The following is a 17,041-nucleotide window of genomic DNA, read 5'->3' as shown; positions in this document are numbered from 1 at the left end:
TAAGATTAATAACCTGTGTTTTGAACCAGATTCGGGTTAACAATTAAGTCGGCCACCGGAATTGGATATATGTTGCGGTATGCCGGAACACTTGTACCTGATTTTACGCCACCTTTAAATGGCCATAGGTAAGTAGCACCGGTAAATTTACCGTAACGTACCAGATCGGTACGGCGGTGTCCTTCCCAATACAGTTCGCGAGCACGCTCATCCAAGTAAAAATCAACGGTTAATGCCGCTGCAGTTAAATTACCGCTGGTATTGCCATAAGCACGTTGACGCAATGCATTAACATAACCTAAGGCCAATGCTGCCGTACCACCAGAACCACCACGGGCAACTGCTTCGCCATAAATTAAATATTGTTCGGCCAAGCGGAACAAGGCAAAATCAAGCGAGCTAAATGTGCCGTTTAATGAAGGCGGAATGGTACTGGTACCAATAATATTTTTAAACTTGGTTACACGCAGGCCATCGGTAAAAGTGCCAATCTCATCAACAGTGCTTTTTGCACCGAAGAAAGTACCTCTTTTATCAACAGTACCGTTTGGATTAGGGAACAATGCCGGTAAGTTCTGGCGGGTTCTGTTACCGCCCCAGCCACCGCTTGGCACACCATAAGATGCAGTACCCATATCGGCATTAATAGCAGCATTGATAAGAAAAGTTGTGCCACCATAATTGGTTCCACTTACACCATCATAATTAATGGTTAAAATGTTCTCGGTATTGTTAACATTATTATCGGCCTTAAAAAGATCCATGTAATTGGCTTTAAGTGCATAACCAGCATTAATTACCTTGCTTGAGTAGGTAATGGCCTCGGTATATTTGGCCGTACCTGTATACACCTGTGCGTTTAGGTATAATCTTGCCAATAAAGCCCAATCTGCTGCCTTATCTGCACGGCCATATTCGTTGGTACGCGCATCGGCCAAATCGCCTTCAATGGCTTTCAGTTCTGATTCAATGTAGGCAAACAAAGCTGCACGCTGAATCTGTTTTGGCGCTACTTTACCAATTTCATCGGCTTCGGTAACAAATGGTGGATTACCAAATCCATCCATTAACACCCAATATTGGTAAGCGCGCAAGAAACGTGCTTCGGCACGGTATCTTTGAATGGCGGTAGCATCGGCACCGGTAATGTTGCGCGAAGCCAGTTTTTCTGGTGTGCTCTCACGAAGAAATTCATTGCAAACGGTAATCTGCAAAATACTTCTCGAATATAATCCACGTAAAAACTGATTATCAACAGACCAGGTAGAATTATCCAGTTCCGGAATACCGGTATCGCCCCAGGCACATATCGCCTCATCAGTAGTCAGCTCCTGTGAAGTCCAGAATAACCTTAAAAAGTCAGCAAAACCTGAGTTTAATCCACCAACATCACTATTATCCGATCCTGTTGAACTGGTTAATGCATATGTTGCATACAATTTTACCAAACCTTGCTTATAACCCGCAGGCGTTGCATAAACAGTAGCCGAGGTTACATCATTGGTAGGCAATACATTTAAATCGCCTTTTTTGCATGAATTTAATGACAGCAGTAAAACGCCTGATGCCAATATTATTTTAAATGAGTTTTTCATTCTTTATCTCTTTATTAAAACCCTACGTTAAAACCTAAAGTATATGTACGAGGCCTTGGATATAAGTTATAATCTATACCGCTGCTCAATTCAGGATCAATACCATTGTAGTTAGTTACGGTAAAAACATTCTGGCAGTTTGCCGATATTCTTAAAGTAGCTGATCCATTTTTAGATAATTTGCCTGCATTGAATGCAATACCTGCATTATCCATTTTCAAGAATGAAGCATTTTTAACATAGTAATCGCTCAAAAACTGGTTGTTCTGGAAACCGGTATTTAAAAAATCGGAAGAAGCATTATTGATTACACCCGATGGACTTAAAATGTTTGAACGGATACCGAAGTTTGAAGAAACGTTATCGTACACATAGTTGCCCAGGTTTGCCCTTAAAGTTGTGGTGAAACTCCATTTTTTGTAGTTAAACGTGGTGTTAAAACCGAAAGTAACATTAGGATCGGCAGATTTGTAGAAATACTGATCGCTCGGGTTGATTACACCATCTCCGTTTAAATCCTCATAAACACCTTCTAAAGGTTTTCCTGTTGGATCGTAAACCTGCTTATACACAAAATAGGATCCCGGAATCTGGTTTACCGCATTGTATTTCAAATGCACACCTGTTCCACCGGTAATATCGCCAGCATCTACTTTAAATCCCGAATTTGGGTTTAAAGTCAAGTTGGTTACCTTTCTTTTGTTGTAAGCCACATTTAATCCAAAATCCCAGCTGATGTTATCCGTTTTAATGGCGGCAAAATTAATGCTTGCCTCAGCGCCCCTAACATCCATATTACCTACGTTGGTGGTTAATTCGTTGTTAAAGTTTGTACCTACCGGGATGTTAATTTTACTTAACAGATCGGATGTTTTTTTGTAATACACATCAATACTTCCATACAAACGGCCTTTCATAAAACCGTAATCCAAACCTGCATTATAGGTAGTAGTGGTTTCCCATTTCAAATCCGGATCGTAAGCTGCCGGTGTATAATAGTTGTAGTAAGTATTGCCAATCTGGTATTGACCGGTGTTGCTGTTGGCATAATATTTTGATAAATAATCATAATAGCCTATACCATCTTTATTTCCGGTTTCACCATAACTTAAACGAAGTTTTAGATCAGATACCGACTTGCTGTCCTTTAAGAAATTTTCGTTGGAAATTCTCCAGGTAAAAGCAGCTGATGGGAAATAGCCCCAACGGTTTTTCTCCGAGAATTTAGAAGAAGCATCTGCCCTTAAAGTTCCAGATAAAATGTATTTATCGGCCAAAGTGTAAATGAACCTTCCGTAGTACGAAAGCAATTTATCACGGTCGGTAGAGAAAGGGAAAACCGGAGTTACCAATGCTTCGCCTGTTCCTTTGTATGAGGTAAAGTTGAAACCGGTTTTTGAGTTATCATAATATCCGTAACCAGCAGTTACATCAAAACGGCTTCTGATGCTTTCGGCAGTGTGGGCATAATTTAAATAAAACTCAGAAAGTTTGTTGGTTTCTGTATTTAGCGAGTGCGTATAAGAGCCTGAAGTAGAAATGCTCTGTGCGGCATAAACAGGAATGCTAACTGCACCATATCCTTTAGATAAATCGTAACCTAAGTTTAAATTGGCGTGTAGCTCGGGCAAAAAGTGGAAAGAGTAATCGAAACGTGCATTTCCGAAACTTCTTTCAGCGTTTCCGTTATTATCGTTCAGCCTGATTAAAGCTACCGGATTACGTGGCGCATTCGGGTTTACAGAACCATCGGCCCTTAACCATTCGAAATAATTGCCAAACTTATTGGTTGCCGTTACCGCCTGTGTTGGATCGAACTGAATGGCCGAGCCCACTGCGCCTGCGTTTGCAAAATGCGAATCGGTTAATGCACCTTTAAGGTTCAGATCAATCTTTAAATGATCCTGAAACAATTTTGGAGAGATGCTGAATGCACCTGTAGCACGCGAAAATTTATCGGTAATCAAAAGACCCTGCTGATCCAGATAACCTGCAGATACGCGGTAAGGCACCCCTTTAAACGAGCCTGCAATACTTAAGCTGTTATCGGTAGAAAATGCATTCTGATAAATTTCATCCTGCCAGTCGGTATTTGCACCACCTAATAAGGCAGTGTATTTTCTACCATCATCATACGATGCGTTAGGATTGGCATTTACAAAATCACGGATCTGGCCAGATGATAGGATATCTACCTTTCTGGCTACAGTAGCGATAGAATTGTTGCTGCTGAAGTTAAAAACAGGCGTACCCGACGAACCTTTTTTAGTGGTAATTAGAATTACCCCGTTTGATGCCCTCGAACCGTAAATTGCGGTTGCATTCGCATCTTTTAAAACAGTAAAGGTTTCAATATCGTTAGGATTTACCAACGATAATGGGCTTGGCGCGTTGCCGATTGAGTTTCCGCTAAAAGGAACCCCATCAATAACCACAAGCGGATCGTTGCTGGCGTTAAGCGATGCACCTCCGCGGATACGGATGGTACTCCCAACACCGGGCTGGCCGCTGTTAGAAATAATGTTCACCCCTGCTACCTTACCCTGAATTAACTGCTCGGGCGTGGTAATGGTACCTTTCTGAAAATCTTTTGAATTTACTGTAGTGATCGATCCGGTCAGGTTTTTCTTCTCTGCCGTACCATAACCGATTACCACAACTTCGTTCAGTTTTTGCGCATCGGGCACCAGTTGAAAATTAACAGTTGCATTTGCCGAAACACTAACTGCTTTATCTAGGGTTTGATAACCGATAAAACTAGCAGATAAGGTTATCGATCCATTGGATAAGCCTGCTAATTTAAAATTACCATTCACATCTGTTGATGTACTTCTGGTAGTTCCCTTTACAATTACGGAAGCACCAGGTAATGGCTGGCCGGTTTCATCAAGCACCTTACCAGATACAGACCCGGTTTGTGCTTTTACCATTAATGCTGAAAAAACTAACAGCACCAAAAGCCCCTGTTTTAACAGGTAAAATACTCTCATATTCGAAGCTCGTTTAAGTATAAAAATTTGGTTAAATATTATAGTGATTTACACATAGGCCTAATTTACAGCAGTTAATGATAATTCAAAATTTATTTAAAAAATATATTTTCGGATCATTTTGGCGGTAAAAAAATTCATGGAAATTTGAGTTTTTTCCAACAAAAAAACAGCACATTAAATAATTGTTAAATTTACAAAATACTAATTATCAGTATATTACAGATGTTAAATTTAAAATTAATGTGTAATTTTTACACTAAGCCTTTTTTTGAGCTTTTTTCGGGAACGTTCCCGAAAAAATAAGGTCATTTTTGCACTGATTTTCGGGAACGTTCCCGAAAATCAGTGCAAATTCTGCGTATTTTACACTAAGTGCCGATTTTTTTTGAATTTTCAGGCTTAAAAAAAGCCCGTTTTTTGGGGGTAAATTTTAGCCTTTTGAGGTCGAATTCCGCTTGATGATTTTCGACTGTAAAACCACCTCATTGGAAAGGTTTTTATCAGCATGGCCATCCAGTATCGAGAACAATAATTTGGCTGCCTCTTCGCCAATTTCGGTGGCAGGCTGTGTAATGGTGGTAAGGGAAGGATTTAACAATGGCGCAATTTCCAGGCTCGAGAAACTGATTACCTTCAAATCATTAGGGATCTTGATATCAAGGTCATAGCAGGCATAATAGGTAGCAAAAGCCAAACGCTCTACCGAAGTAAAAACACCATCGGGTTTGAGCTGCGTTAAAGCATGTTTAATGATTACGCTGTTTTCTTCGTAACTGTTGCTGCAATCTACAATCAGGCTTTCTTCAAAAGCAATATGGTGCTTGGCAAGCGCATCAATATAACCCTGCATACGTGTTTTACCGATAGATAAACTTTTGTTCACCACCAGGTAGGCAATTCGTTTGCAGCCCTGCTCTATTAAGTGCTCTGTTGCCGAAAAACTGCTGTTATAATCATTCGTAATTACCCTTGGGGTATCTATGTCTTCGTAAATCCTATCGAAAAACACCAGCGGTAACCTTTTTGAACCGAATTTATTCAGGTAATTGTGGTCGTTGGCCTCACCCGAAACCGACATTACAATTCCATCGGCCCTGCCATTGTGCAAATGGCGGATAAAAGTTACTTCTTTTTTGTACTCATCGTCGGTTACATAAATCAGGATGTGGTAACCGTTTTCCCTCGCCACGCGCTCAATGCCATGAATGGCCTGCGAGAAATAGTTATTGGCCAGTTCGGGAACAATTACCGCAATGGTTTTGCTTTTTTGTTCGCGTAAATTACTGGCATAATGGTTTGGTTGATAGTTTAATTCTTTCGCTTTGGCTAATATGCGTGCTTTTGTAGCACCGTTTATGTCACTATTATCCCTAAAAGCCCTCGAAATTGTAGAAGTAGATAGATTTAAAGCTTCTGCCAACTTCTTTATATTAATACTATCCATTTTTGGTTATTAAACCCAATTTATTTGGGTTAACGCTGTAAATATAAACTATAAAAATCCGAAATATTTTAATTGCGCTACAAATTATCTATCAAAGCGGCTAAAAAGACGCAAACAAGCTCATTTCTACCTTGGCTTACACATAAATAAAGGTTATCTGTTAAGGCTAAAAAGAATAATTTTGCACCTGTAAAAAACGCTTCAGAAATATTCTAAATATTTAAAACAAAAAATAGCTTTAAGGTATTAGTTACTTATACAATATTTATCATATTTGTTTTTACGATAGGTAAAACCAGACTGAATGGAAATAAAATTACAAAATGGGAAATAAAAAAATATTCATCGCAGATGATGACGAGGGCATTGTTGATGCTGTGACGATGATTTTAGAAGTAATGGGCTATGATGTAACATATACGTATGATGGTGGGGCGGTAATAGATGCGGTAAAAAATAAACCTGACTTGATATTGCTAGATATCTGGATGAGTGGACACGATGGCCGCGATATCTGCAAGCAGCTCAAAAATGATCCACAATATAAAGAAATCCCGATTTTAATGATTTCAGCAAGCAGAGACATCAGACAATCTGCCCTGGACGCTGGAGCCAATGATTTTATGGAAAAACCTTTTGAAATGGATTCGTTGCTGAATAAGGTAGATACTTTATTGAACTAAACCCTTAACAGTCTTTCCCGTTAATTTAAACGATAATTATATAGCACAACCATTACTTTCTGATTAATCAACTGAGAAGCAGGAGAATTGCTAAGCTTTCCGCTTAGCCAATTTCCTTGAAATAAATCCGCTCTGGCAGCTGCTTAAAAACAAATTCGGTTACTTTGCAGAGCCATAGTTTATGGTGCTTAAATTCGCCCCTAAATTTCTCTAGCAGATAATCTCCACCACCGCCCAAATTTTCTTCGCGTGTGTAAACCAGTTCTAAAAGCTCGGCACCATCTATCCGGTCATCGGCCATAAGCAGTTTACATTCAGTACCAGAAAAAGCGATCCAGTTTAACAGTTCATCGGCACCTTCTACCATTTGAAGGTCGGCAATATCCCCACCCCACTCCGGTATATCGGCATACCATTCGTGTTTCGCATTTTTATAAAAACGGATCGCTCTTTCCATATTGTGTAAAGAAAAAAAATCTATTTCAATAATCATGATAAAAATGTCGAATTTTAGCTAGCCGCATGTCTGATTTAACTCCAACTGTTTTAAGGAAAATAATCCACATTGATATGGATGCTTTTTATGCGTCGGTAGAACAGCGTGATTTTCCGGAATACAGGGGCAAACCGCTAGTAGTTGGGGGCAAGCCCGATAGCCGCGGTGTGGTTTCTACAGCCAGTTACGAAGCCCGGCAATATGGAATCCGTTCGGCAATGGCCTCAAGCAAAGCCTACCAGCTCTGCCCTACGGCAATTTTTGTGTATCCACGTTTTGATGCTTACACCGCCGCTTCTAAAGCCATCAGGGAGATTTTTAGCCGCTACACCGACATTATTGAACCTCTATCGCTTGATGAGGCCTACCTTGATGTTACTGAGGATAAATTGGGCATTGGGTCGGCCATTGATATTGCACAATCGATTAAGGATGCGATTAAAAATGAGCTGAACTTAACAGCTTCAGCGGGGGTCTCGATCAATAAATTTGTGGCCAAGGTAGCTTCGGATATGAACAAACCGGATGGTTTAACCTTTATCGGCCCGTCGAAGATCAAAGCTTTTATGGAGAAGCTTCCCGTTGAGAAGTTTTTTGGGGTAGGCAAAGTTACAGCGGCCAAAATGAAGGCCATGCAGATTAATACCGGTGCCGACCTGAAAAAATTAACCGAAGCACAGCTTGTTGCCCAGTTCGGTAAATCGGGGATCTTTTATTATAATATTGTCCGTGGAATTGATAACCGACCGGTAAGGGCAAACCGCGAGGCGAAATCTGTAGGCGCTGAAGATACTTTTGCGGAGGATACGAATGAAGATTCGGTAATGCACGATTTACTGAAACAGATTAGCGAAATTGTTGCTGCCCGTTTGGAAAAACATCAGCTAAGTGGAAAAACGGTAACCTTAAAAATTAAATTTGCCGATTTTAAGATCATTACGCGCAGCAGATCGTTTGCAGTGCCTATTAGTAAGGCCGAGGTGATTTATGCAGAAGCGATGAAACTATTGGAAGAGGCGGCTATCGGTCTAAGCAGTGTAAGACTTTTAGGGATAACCTTATCGAGGTTTTATGATGATGTTGAAATCGATAAGCCAGAAAGCAACCAGTTGGAGTTTGAATTTTAAGCTGGACTTAACCATATAAGACATTTAAGTAGCATGTAAGCATATCAAGTTCAAAGCGTTTATATAGTTGCAAATAGCTATTTATGTGCAATATATTAAAGCACGACTAAGCCGCTAACTCTGCAAGCTAAAAATTTGAGTTTAAGCTGCTGTTTTTACCATATAAGGCATTTAAGCTCAAATGGTTTTTTCTATTTCCTGCACACACTCGTTTCTAACGAGCGTGTAAATAGCCATTCGTTCATAATGAATAAAGCACACAAAACAAAAAAAGGTCCTACAAATTAATGCAGAACCTTTGATTGCTAATTTAAAGGGTAAGCTCTTATTTGTTGTTTAATTTATCAGAAAGCATTTTCATGTAAAAACCGCCTACAACGCTACGCGCTTTAAAGTTATCGCGGATACCGGTATTCGAATCGTAAAAATCGTTTAACGGCACTCTCGATTCGGTTTCAATCGCATGTTTGTATACCGGATGTACCAAAGCTTCAAAATCTTTTCTGGTTGGTGCAAAGGTAGCCGTCCACAAAATCCAGTCATTTTTGGTATACGCTTTTCTGCTATCCAACGGAATACCATACCTATTCTGTTTGGTTAAGTAATATTTGGTTTCAGTATCGTATATTTTCTGTGGAAACAGGTTTAAGTTTAACACCTTATCCCAAACCAGGTTGTATTTCTGGCTCCAGGTATCTTTATTATCAAAGGTTAACGCATAATGATCGCCGGCATCGGCCATGTCTATCCATTTTGGCACCATGCTTTCGGCAATGGCCCTGTATTTTTTAGCAACATCATCATAGCCTAATGTTTGAGCCATTTGCGCATAGCAGGCAATACCTACAATTGCTTTTACGGATAAATTGGCATTCCTGGCCAGGTGACCTGCAAAATCATCGGTACATAACTGGGTTTTCGGGTCTAAACCTTCTTTGGTTAAATAATCTACCCAAGTGGTTAATGTTTTCCAGTGTGCTTTGGCGTAATCGGCATTTCCCTGCGCTTTTGCAATGGCTGCAGTTAAAATAATCATGTTTCCTGATTCTTCAACCGGCATTGGTTCGCCATAGGTTTGGCCATTTGCCAAAGGATAGGTGCCTAAATCGTGTGCCGCCCAAGGATGAGGGTATTTACCGCTTTCGCTGAAATAGAAAATCCCGTTTAACATGCCCTGTAGCAACTGCGGGTTATAAATAAGGTACAAAGGTGCAGATGGATAAGTTACATCAACGGTATTGATAAAACCACCACTATTGTTTTCTTTTGATAACCATAAAATTTCTCCCTGCTGGCTTTTAACCAAGGTATGGGCAGCAATGCTCTGACGGTAACCTAAAACACAAAGATCGGCATATTCTTTACCGCCCGATTTTAAGGCATCGGCGTATACACTTTTATTAAATGTCTCGCATTTTTGGATAACCGTTTTATACTCGTTGGCCGCAGCGGTTAACTGGCCTTCAATGGTTTCCTTACCAGAGGTATTCCACCATGGCCTTAAGTTTTGGTTAAAATACTGAACAGAATAAATTTCATCGTAACCCAGTTCTACAAATTTTTCAACAGCGTTTTTACCTACGGCACCAAAAGGGATTACGGTATTCAGCGCAAGCATTTTACCCTGTTTGGCTGTTGATGCCGAATTTCCATTTCTAAAAGCATCGGCTGCATCTTTTTCAGCTGTTACAAACTGAATGGCATTACTTGTTTTTGGAGCAGCCACATAAAAATAACCCCAATCAATACGCATATCATCGCTTGCTTTTTGTAGGATAGGCTGTTCTACCGTACCTGCTTTTAAAACCGACAATTTTGCTGTGCTGTATTTGGTGGTGTTAACCTCTTGCGAAGGCCTGTAAACTGCAATGTTTGATGAGGCACTTAGGTAAACTTTTACCTGGTGTGTTTTACCATCGTTTGCTTTTACCTGGTAAGAAACATAAGAAACCGGACGTGCAAACAAACCTAAATCATTCATTAACAATGGCGAAGTAAAGGTTAATTTCAAATCGACCTTGCCACAGGTAAAGTTATAAATGGTTTGGGTAGCATTAATATCTACACTTTTTTGTTTGGCTATCTGTACTTTTTCGGCATTGTCTTTAAGTTTATCAACCAATCCGAAATCGAGGTAACGACCACCGGCCGTGTTGATTAAATGGATGGCTATTACGTTATTTCCTGCCTTTAAAGCACTTTTATCGCTCTTGCTCAGCGCGATGTACTGGAAATTATTGGTCCAGCCTTCTTTGGTATAAATTTTCTTTCCGTTTAAATAAACTTCGATATTATCATCATGGTTTATTTTTAAAAACAGCTCGTTTATTGATGTTGGATTGGCTACGTTAAATGTTCTCCTTACCCAGATATCGTGCGATTTCCATAAGGTCTTAACATTCTTTGCATCATCACCAATCGGTGCTGCACCAGTTTTCCAATTGCTGCCGGCATAATCAGCAGCTTTCCAATCGCCCTGTGGTTCGGTTTCAGTATAGCTTACTTCGTAGCTTTTCTCATCCGAAGTAGGTACAATAGTTTTATAGCTGATACTTTCTTTGCCCAAGAAACGGAATATGCCACCGTCTACGTTAATCAAACCCAAAAGAGAGTGGTCTGCACCGGTCCAGTGCTGGGTAGAAGATTCGTTTAATTTATCGGTGTTAGACCAGATACTAAAATACGTATTGTGCGTAATTAGCGGGTAGGCCGGTGCTTTCCGCTCCTGTGCCTTTAGCAAACCGCCTACAAACATGCAGCCTAGTATGCCTAAGAATTTCAAAGTGTTAGTTTTGTTCATAATTTGTGTGTGTATTGAAATCTGATATTATATTCTGGTTAGATTTAACAGTAGTTAAACGTTTTACTAAATTATAAAATATAATTTACTTTTAGCAATAGATTACAAATTAATTGTCATTTAGACAATTAAAATTATCCTCAAAAAAAATACATGAAGTTATTAAGCTCCATGTATTTTCGATTTGTGCATAAAACCTAAAATAAATTAGGGTTGTTTTTTATTGATGGTCCATTCAGATAGCTGAAATACTCGGCTTCCCCTGTTCGATTTAATGTATAAACGGTAGAATTTATAAGCAATGTAATTATCGAAGTGGAAAAGTTTGGTCTGTCTTCTGCTAGCGCCATCATTGGTATTATCCCACGGGCATGAAGTTACCGTATGTAAATCGGTATACTGTATACCATCTAATGAGCCCTGTAAAATCCAGAACCTGGGATCGCGGTCTGCCGCATCATTGCCCGAGGTTAGCGTATACGCACCAACCACCTGTGGGGTTTTAAGCTCGAAAGTACATTTTTGGGTACCATCAAAACCGGCCTGTAAGAATTTTGTCGTGATATCCTGATCTACAAGCTTACTTGAGCCTTCAGCCGAATTTGGTCCGGCACCAGCCTCTAGGTTAACCGAAAATTTACCGCCAATGGTTTTCATGTAGTTTTCGCCACATATCGAATAATTGATGGTCGGATCTACCACATTCAGCACCACTTCTTTTGCGGCAGAGTATCCCTGGCCGTTTCTGGTGGTTAGGGTTACCTTATATTTACCCGGGAAACGGTAGGTATGCTTTGGGTTAACCAAAACAGAGGTACTATCGTCTCCAAACTGCCACAATAAGCTTTTATAGTTTGTAGAGCTTCCGGTAAACTGGTATTCTAAAAATTTCAGCGTATCTGGCTTTACGTAAGCAAAACCTGCTGTTGGTTTAGGCTCATCCACAACTGGAACAACCTCTTCTGCATCTTTCTTACACTTTACTGTTGTAATTACAATAAGTATTAAAAGAGATAGAATACTGAATGATCTTTTCATGTTACTTTTCATATCTTATTAATATTTAAGGTGTTGGAAATAATTGAGCTTTTGGTATTACTCTTTTTGACAATATATTCGGTACTTCGATTTCCAGATAAGCCTGCTGCCCACCTACATTTTCGCGGTGGTGTGCCTCAATGGTATAACGTTTTCCACGCTCTAAAAATATAGTACCCTTACGTGTATCTTTATCCCATTGGGTGGTATAATCGTTAACCAATGGCACTCCGTTTACATATAACCTCGATCCATCATCCCAACGGGTTTGGTAGAAGGTATAGGTACCACGTACAGGAGCTAAGAACTCGCCTTTCCATCTGCTCGCAAAATTATCTCTGCTTAAAGATGCTCCGGCAGTGTTTTTAACGTTATCAGGCCAGCCATCGCCGCTAAAGTTGATGGTTTCATCAATTCTGGTTGCAAATGGCGCACGTCCATCATCTGGGTCCAATTGTGTATTGGTATAGTATTTTGCAGTTAAGCCGGTACCGTTTCCGGTGATGTAAGAGTTGTTATCCAAATTTACGTTAGGATCTACCACAACAATTAATTTGCTCTTGGTAGGATGTATTACATGGTTTGTTGCATCGCTGATGTTCAATGCAAATGCAAATTTCTTATTGGCCGCAATGTTGGCATCAAAAACAGGCCATGGTATAGATAGCCGCACAATTGCACTCGAAGCACCGGTAGCAAACCTAACCAAAGTATCGATCGAGTAATCTTTAGCGGCCAAATGTATGGCATCGGCAGGCAGAGTTCCTTTACCTACTAAAGTGGCAATGGTATCTACATTATCCCTGATTTTGATGTTGAAAGCGGTTGAGGGCTGATTATCTAAACTCACAATAAGTGGAATGGTTACACCTGCAGGCCCTACAATATAGTTACCCTGAAAAACCACGTTATAGGTACCACCACCATTTAAGGTTAAGTAGTGTATATCGGTAGATTTTAATAGATCGGCGGTATTGATAATAACCAAAATAGTCGACTTACCGGCTGCGATTTTATTTCCTTTGCCCGGAGCTGAAAGTTTTAATGCAAAAACAACCTTTTTACCATAGTTGCGTTCAAGCACTGATCTGCGCACAATGGCAATACCTTCGCTGTTGCTGGTTCCGTAAGCCACATTGATTACGTTTGGATATTCTACAGCAGCTGATGGCATAACCATAGCATTTGTGATGGTATTGTTGTTGATTAGTTGGGTAACCGTATCGTTATTTAAGGTTAAACCTACCTGAAAAGCCTCTTCTGCAACCCCTGTTAAGGAAATTTTGAAAGGCACTTTAACAAATTCGTTGTCGATAGAAACATTTCCAACTACAATACCTTCGCCTGTGATACTTTTGGTAGCGGGATCAGGCAGCTTCAAATCATCTATTTGTGATTTGCGACAAGAATAAACACCAAATATGGTTAAACTTATCAGTGCGATGTATATAATTTTTTTCATTTTATGATATTTTAAAATTATCAGATAATCAGTTATTGATCTAACCACACGCGGCCATCAAGTCGCCAGGCTTGCTTGTTGGGAATTTTTAACCAATTCACAATCTGCACCGGTATATCGGATGTTTGTGGAACAAACACGGCCAATGTTTCTGGGGCCGGAGGACAGATTAAATCGTTAAAGTTTTCCCAGGTATACGTTCCCTGAAATTTAAAATCATGTGCCTGTGAGCTTAAATCTGCCATGATATCGCCATTACCATCAGTAGCTGGCCAATAGCCCACCAAGAAATTAAAATATGGGTGGCTCTGATCAATCGAGGTTTGGCAGGCATAGTTACCGATCATCCCATCCGGAACCGAGAATTTAAAGTAACGGATATCACTTACGTATACATCGGGTTCGCCGTGGCCATTTCCATTTAAATAACCCAGTTTTAAAGGATTTGAATTGGCTAATGAACCTGATGCAGTAATATTGAACTCGTTATTAAAGGTTCCATTGGTATAGGTACGCACAAATCTTTCGCCGTTACGTACTTCTATTTTTACGGATAAATTTGTCCATTTCCCTTTGCCGAAGCTTGCGCCCCTACATTGGTGGTAATCTCCATCTTTTGTACCTCTCCACTCAAAATACCAATAGTCTTCTTCTAAATAAATTACCCAGCCCACACTCGGGTGGCCGCTAGACCATTCGTTACGTTTACCCAAAACACTTGGCCAAAAAAACTTGTCTTCATTCTTTTTAACTTTAAGCTCGATAGTCATTTTCGTGGTATCGTCTATATTGTAAACACCTGCATCAGCAGCATCAACCTGTGCCCTGATATTCTGCCCTTTAAAACGGATTGTTTTGCCCAGGTACCTGTTGCCGGTAAATGGTTTGGTTAAAATACGCTTGTTGTATGTTGGGGCATAGTAAATTACAAAGGCATTGGCTTTGGGCTGGCTAAAAATGGTTTGGTCGTCGGTATTTGGAGGTAAAGTATATTGCCCGCCAGCGCTTGATGCTATAACAACCAGCCACTGCTCATTGTTGTAGTTTGGACGTTTTTTTAATGCCGCTAAGATTTCGCCAACTGAGGTATCGAATTTTTCGATGGCTGCTTTATAGGCCGGAAAAGAAATATCGTAACCTGATGCTGCTCCGGCTGCGTTAATGCCCGTAAAGTGGCCTACAACTACAGTTGCGGTATCGCTTGTTAAATTGCTGATCAAACCTGCCTTTACTGCATCATCATTTGTTACTAAACTAGTTGCATCGGCACCTGTAGTTAACGAATTAAATACTGCCGATGAGGTATAGGTCACAATTTTAGATTTAGCGCTTTCTTCTTTAATCCTTTTATAAATAACCGGATAATTCTGTAAATCGTTATTGGTTAGGGCATCGCTTGTAACCTTATGCTTGTCTTTTTTAGCCCCGGTTAACATATTTGCCCAATTGGTTGCATTTGCAGTGGCATCGGGATCGCTTAAACCCACCCAACTGTATATGGAGTGGGGTAAAATTGCATCGATGTTCGGTGTGTTGGCGTCTAAAACCGACTGGCCCCTTGCTCCATCTACAATGAGATAGAGCACCTTACGGTTTCCGTATTTAACGGTTGTGGTATCGTTGGCATTCTTGTCTCCAATGGTCCGGTCGAAATCTTTATTGCAAGAAAATATGGCCGTGGTAATTATTGTTGCGATTAAGCCAATCAATAATTTATATTTTTTCATCATACTCATCTTAATTTATATTTTGGTTAGCTTAATCTATTATTCGATAGTAACTCTAATAATGCTGTACAATGGCAAGTTATCAAAGCGGGTAAAGCCACCAATTAGCAGTAATGCTTTTTTACCATCTGCCGATTTGGTTTCGATCACATCGGATAAGCTACCATTAAAAGGTCCGGTTGAATTGTATCCTTTTGCCAAGGTTCCGGTTGGGGTTAACACCATAAAACCGTTTCTGGTAACGTTATTGTATTTGATAAAATAACCACTTACCACGATTAATCCATTATTAAGCTGTTTAGCGAAGCCCGGTACGCCCCCTTCAAACGATCTGGAAGTAAACGATTCATCTAAGGTTCCGTTATCATTTAAAACCGCCACACCCAATGCCGTTTTGCCATTGTACTGTGTAAAGTTTCCGGTAATTACGTATTTTTTGGTTGTGGGATTATAGGTACATGAACCTATTCTATTATCGGCTCCCGAGCCTGGCGTAAAAGTTGGATCGATGCTGCCGTCAGGGTTTAACCTAACAATGCGGTTCGCCTGCTGACCATCAAAAGTAGTAAAGCTACCAAACACCACCAGTTTTTCCAGTTTCTCTGCATCGGTGTGCATGTAGCTATCAATAGGTCCGTTTGCACTTTCTTTCCCTTTGTTGGTGGTGGTGTTAAAACGGAATGTTTTATCAAGGCTACCATCTAAGTTAAAGCGCAACACCTGGCGGATTTCTGTGCTATCCAATATCACTGTATCCCTGCTAAAGTCGTAATTGAATTTATCGTAGGTTCTTTTTACGTAGTACCTAAAATCGCCTGTTGCTAAAATTTTTCCCTGATGTGCATAAATACGGTTAATGTAACCATTGGTACCGCCGTTAAATTTCGGGAACCATTTTTGGGTAACGGTATCGGTTAGGGTTGGTTTTCTTCTGGTCTGGATTTTTACGGTATCAATTGCGCCACTGGTAAAAAGGCTGGTAATGTTGCTGATGTTTTCGGTACGCTGGTTAAAACCGCTGAAACCACCCGCTATAATAAAACGGCCACCAATTTCTAAAATCCTCGACAAACCTCCATTAGCCCCTTTTCCGGTGCGGAAAGTACGGTCGTATTCTCCATCTATAGATGTTCTGGCAATCCTGTTGATTGGAACAACCCCGCCTTTATTGTCGAAGTTTGTAAAGTTACCTACAACAATGGATCTTCCATCTACCATTTCGTATACCTGGCTTACAAAACCATTGGTGCCGGCTGTGGCTTTAAATGTTGGATCGATCTGGATAAGTCCGCTTACGGTAAAGGTTGGGCCAATAAACAATTGATCGCCTATGGCGATTGATGTGACGCCAGTACTGCCCGATTCAGGAACTTTAACGGTAATTTCGGTAGCAGTTACACTTACCACTTCGGCTTTTTCTCCGTTAAACATAAAGCTTAACTGATCTTTATATTTATCAAAACCGGTAGCTTTTACCACCACAGTTGTACCTACAATTCCGACAGCCGGAGCAGGCACATCCGTTTGCGAAATGGCCACGCCCAGTGGCGATTTTGCATCTGCGTAAGGATCTGGAATGACATCTTCTGCTTTTTTACATCCTTGAAAGCCGAAAGCAATCAAAGCTATTATTGCGAATATAAATTTAATTTTTTTCATCGTTTAATTTCTTGAGG

Annotated in this window: 11 protein-coding genes; 2 read left to right on the top strand and 9 right to left on the bottom strand. The window is 40.2% G+C overall.

Annotation, left to right across the window (positions count from 1 at the left end):
* Positions 1-5: 5 nt before the first annotated feature.
* The 3 genes from ACS5PU_RS15335 to ACS5PU_RS15325 all read right to left on the bottom strand — a co-directional run bounded on the left by ACS5PU_RS15335 (position 6) and on the right by ACS5PU_RS15325 (position 6,032).
* On the bottom strand, positions 6-1,595 hold the full coding sequence (locus ACS5PU_RS15335) for a RagB/SusD family nutrient uptake outer membrane protein (protein ID WP_439460033.1): 1,590 nt from the start codon (positions 1,593-1,595) through the stop codon (positions 6-8).
* A gap of 14 nt (positions 1,596-1,609) precedes the next feature.
* On the bottom strand, positions 1,610-4,585 hold the full coding sequence (locus ACS5PU_RS15330; RefSeq protein WP_439460032.1) for a SusC/RagA family TonB-linked outer membrane protein: 2,976 nt from the start codon (positions 4,583-4,585) through the stop codon (positions 1,610-1,612).
* Between the two features lie 433 nt (positions 4,586-5,018).
* Positions 5,019-6,032: a LacI family DNA-binding transcriptional regulator gene (locus ACS5PU_RS15325; RefSeq protein WP_439460031.1), complete on the bottom strand. Its 1,014-nt coding sequence runs from the start codon at positions 6,030-6,032 to the stop codon at positions 5,019-5,021.
* A 323-nt stretch (positions 6,033-6,355) separates the two neighbouring features.
* Here ACS5PU_RS15325 and ACS5PU_RS15320 point away from each other — a divergent pair, with 323 nt between their 5' ends.
* Positions 6,356-6,715, top strand: coding sequence for a response regulator (locus ACS5PU_RS15320; protein WP_439460030.1), 360 nt, complete (start codon positions 6,356-6,358; stop codon positions 6,713-6,715).
* A 103-nt stretch (positions 6,716-6,818) separates the two neighbouring features.
* On the opposite strand, the gene ACS5PU_RS15315 is transcribed toward ACS5PU_RS15320, so the two are convergent.
* Positions 6,819-7,172 (bottom strand): DUF6717 family protein, encoded by a 354-nt coding sequence (locus ACS5PU_RS15315; RefSeq protein WP_439460029.1) that lies wholly within the window; start codon positions 7,170-7,172, stop codon positions 6,819-6,821.
* A 65-nt stretch (positions 7,173-7,237) separates the two neighbouring features.
* Here ACS5PU_RS15315 and dinB point away from each other — a divergent pair, with 65 nt between their 5' ends.
* A complete protein-coding gene (gene dinB, locus ACS5PU_RS15310; RefSeq protein WP_439460028.1) occupies positions 7,238-8,338 on the top strand; it encodes a DNA polymerase IV in 1,101 nt (366 codons plus the stop codon).
* Between the two features lie 325 nt (positions 8,339-8,663).
* On the opposite strand, the gene ACS5PU_RS15305 is transcribed toward dinB, so the two are convergent.
* From ACS5PU_RS15305 to ACS5PU_RS15285, 5 genes are all read right to left on the bottom strand, one after another.
* Positions 8,664-11,138, bottom strand: a complete 2,475-nt coding sequence (locus tag ACS5PU_RS15305) for a glutaminase domain-containing protein (protein ID WP_439460027.1) — start codon at positions 11,136-11,138, stop codon at positions 8,664-8,666.
* A gap of 207 nt (positions 11,139-11,345) precedes the next feature.
* Positions 11,346-12,176 carry a PKD domain-containing protein gene (locus ACS5PU_RS15300; RefSeq protein ID WP_439460026.1) on the bottom strand — a complete coding sequence of 277 codons (831 nt, stop codon included), beginning with the start codon at positions 12,174-12,176 and terminating at the stop codon, positions 11,346-11,348.
* A gap of 25 nt (positions 12,177-12,201) precedes the next feature.
* Positions 12,202-13,638 carry a PA14 domain-containing protein gene (locus ACS5PU_RS15295; RefSeq protein ID WP_439460025.1) on the bottom strand — a complete coding sequence of 479 codons (1,437 nt, stop codon included), beginning with the start codon at positions 13,636-13,638 and terminating at the stop codon, positions 12,202-12,204.
* Between the two features lie 32 nt (positions 13,639-13,670).
* Positions 13,671-15,368, bottom strand: coding sequence for a DUF4983 domain-containing protein (locus tag ACS5PU_RS15290; RefSeq protein ID WP_439460024.1), 1,698 nt, complete (start codon positions 15,366-15,368; stop codon positions 13,671-13,673).
* 36 nt (positions 15,369-15,404) lie between these two features.
* On the bottom strand, positions 15,405-17,024 hold the full coding sequence (locus tag ACS5PU_RS15285) for a DUF5008 domain-containing protein (protein WP_439460023.1): 1,620 nt from the start codon (positions 17,022-17,024) through the stop codon (positions 15,405-15,407).
* Positions 17,025-17,041: the final 17 nt, after the last annotated feature.

Source organism: Pedobacter sp. GSP4 (genome assembly GCF_051857575.1).
Classification (GTDB): Bacteria; Bacteroidota; Bacteroidia; order Sphingobacteriales; family Sphingobacteriaceae; genus Pedobacter.
This window is presented reverse-complemented; position numbering and strand designations above follow the sequence as displayed.

Bases quoted from the DNA above. Each gene is read 5' to 3' on its own strand.
- ACS5PU_RS15330 (WP_439460032.1), bottom strand. From the start codon at position 4,585: ATGAGAGTATTTTACCTGTTAAAACAGGGGCTTTTGGTGCTGTTAGTT.
- ACS5PU_RS15325 (WP_439460031.1), bottom strand. From the start codon at position 6,032: ATGGATAGTATTAATATAAAGAAGTTGGCAGAAGCTTTAAATCTATCT.
- ACS5PU_RS15320 (WP_439460030.1), top strand. From the start codon at position 6,356: ATGGGAAATAAAAAAATATTCATCGCAGATGATGACGAGGGCATTGTT.
- ACS5PU_RS15305 (WP_439460027.1), bottom strand. From the start codon at position 11,138: ATGAACAAAACTAACACTTTGAAATTCTTAGGCATACTAGGCTGCATG.
- dinB (WP_439460028.1), top strand. From the start codon at position 7,238: ATGTCTGATTTAACTCCAACTGTTTTAAGGAAAATAATCCACATTGAT.
- ACS5PU_RS15290 (WP_439460024.1), bottom strand. From the start codon at position 15,368: ATGATGAAAAAATATAAATTATTGATTGGCTTAATCGCAACAATAATT.
- ACS5PU_RS15315 (WP_439460029.1), bottom strand. From the start codon at position 7,172: ATGGAAAGAGCGATCCGTTTTTATAAAAATGCGAAACACGAATGGTAT.
- ACS5PU_RS15295 (WP_439460025.1), bottom strand. From the start codon at position 13,638: ATGAAAAAAATTATATACATCGCACTGATAAGTTTAACCATATTTGGT.
- ACS5PU_RS15300 (WP_439460026.1), bottom strand. From the start codon at position 12,176: ATGAAAAGATCATTCAGTATTCTATCTCTTTTAATACTTATTGTAATT.
- ACS5PU_RS15335 (WP_439460033.1), bottom strand. From the start codon at position 1,595: ATGAAAAACTCATTTAAAATAATATTGGCATCAGGCGTTTTACTGCTG.
- ACS5PU_RS15285 (WP_439460023.1), bottom strand. From the start codon at position 17,024: ATGAAAAAAATTAAATTTATATTCGCAATAATAGCTTTGATTGCTTTC.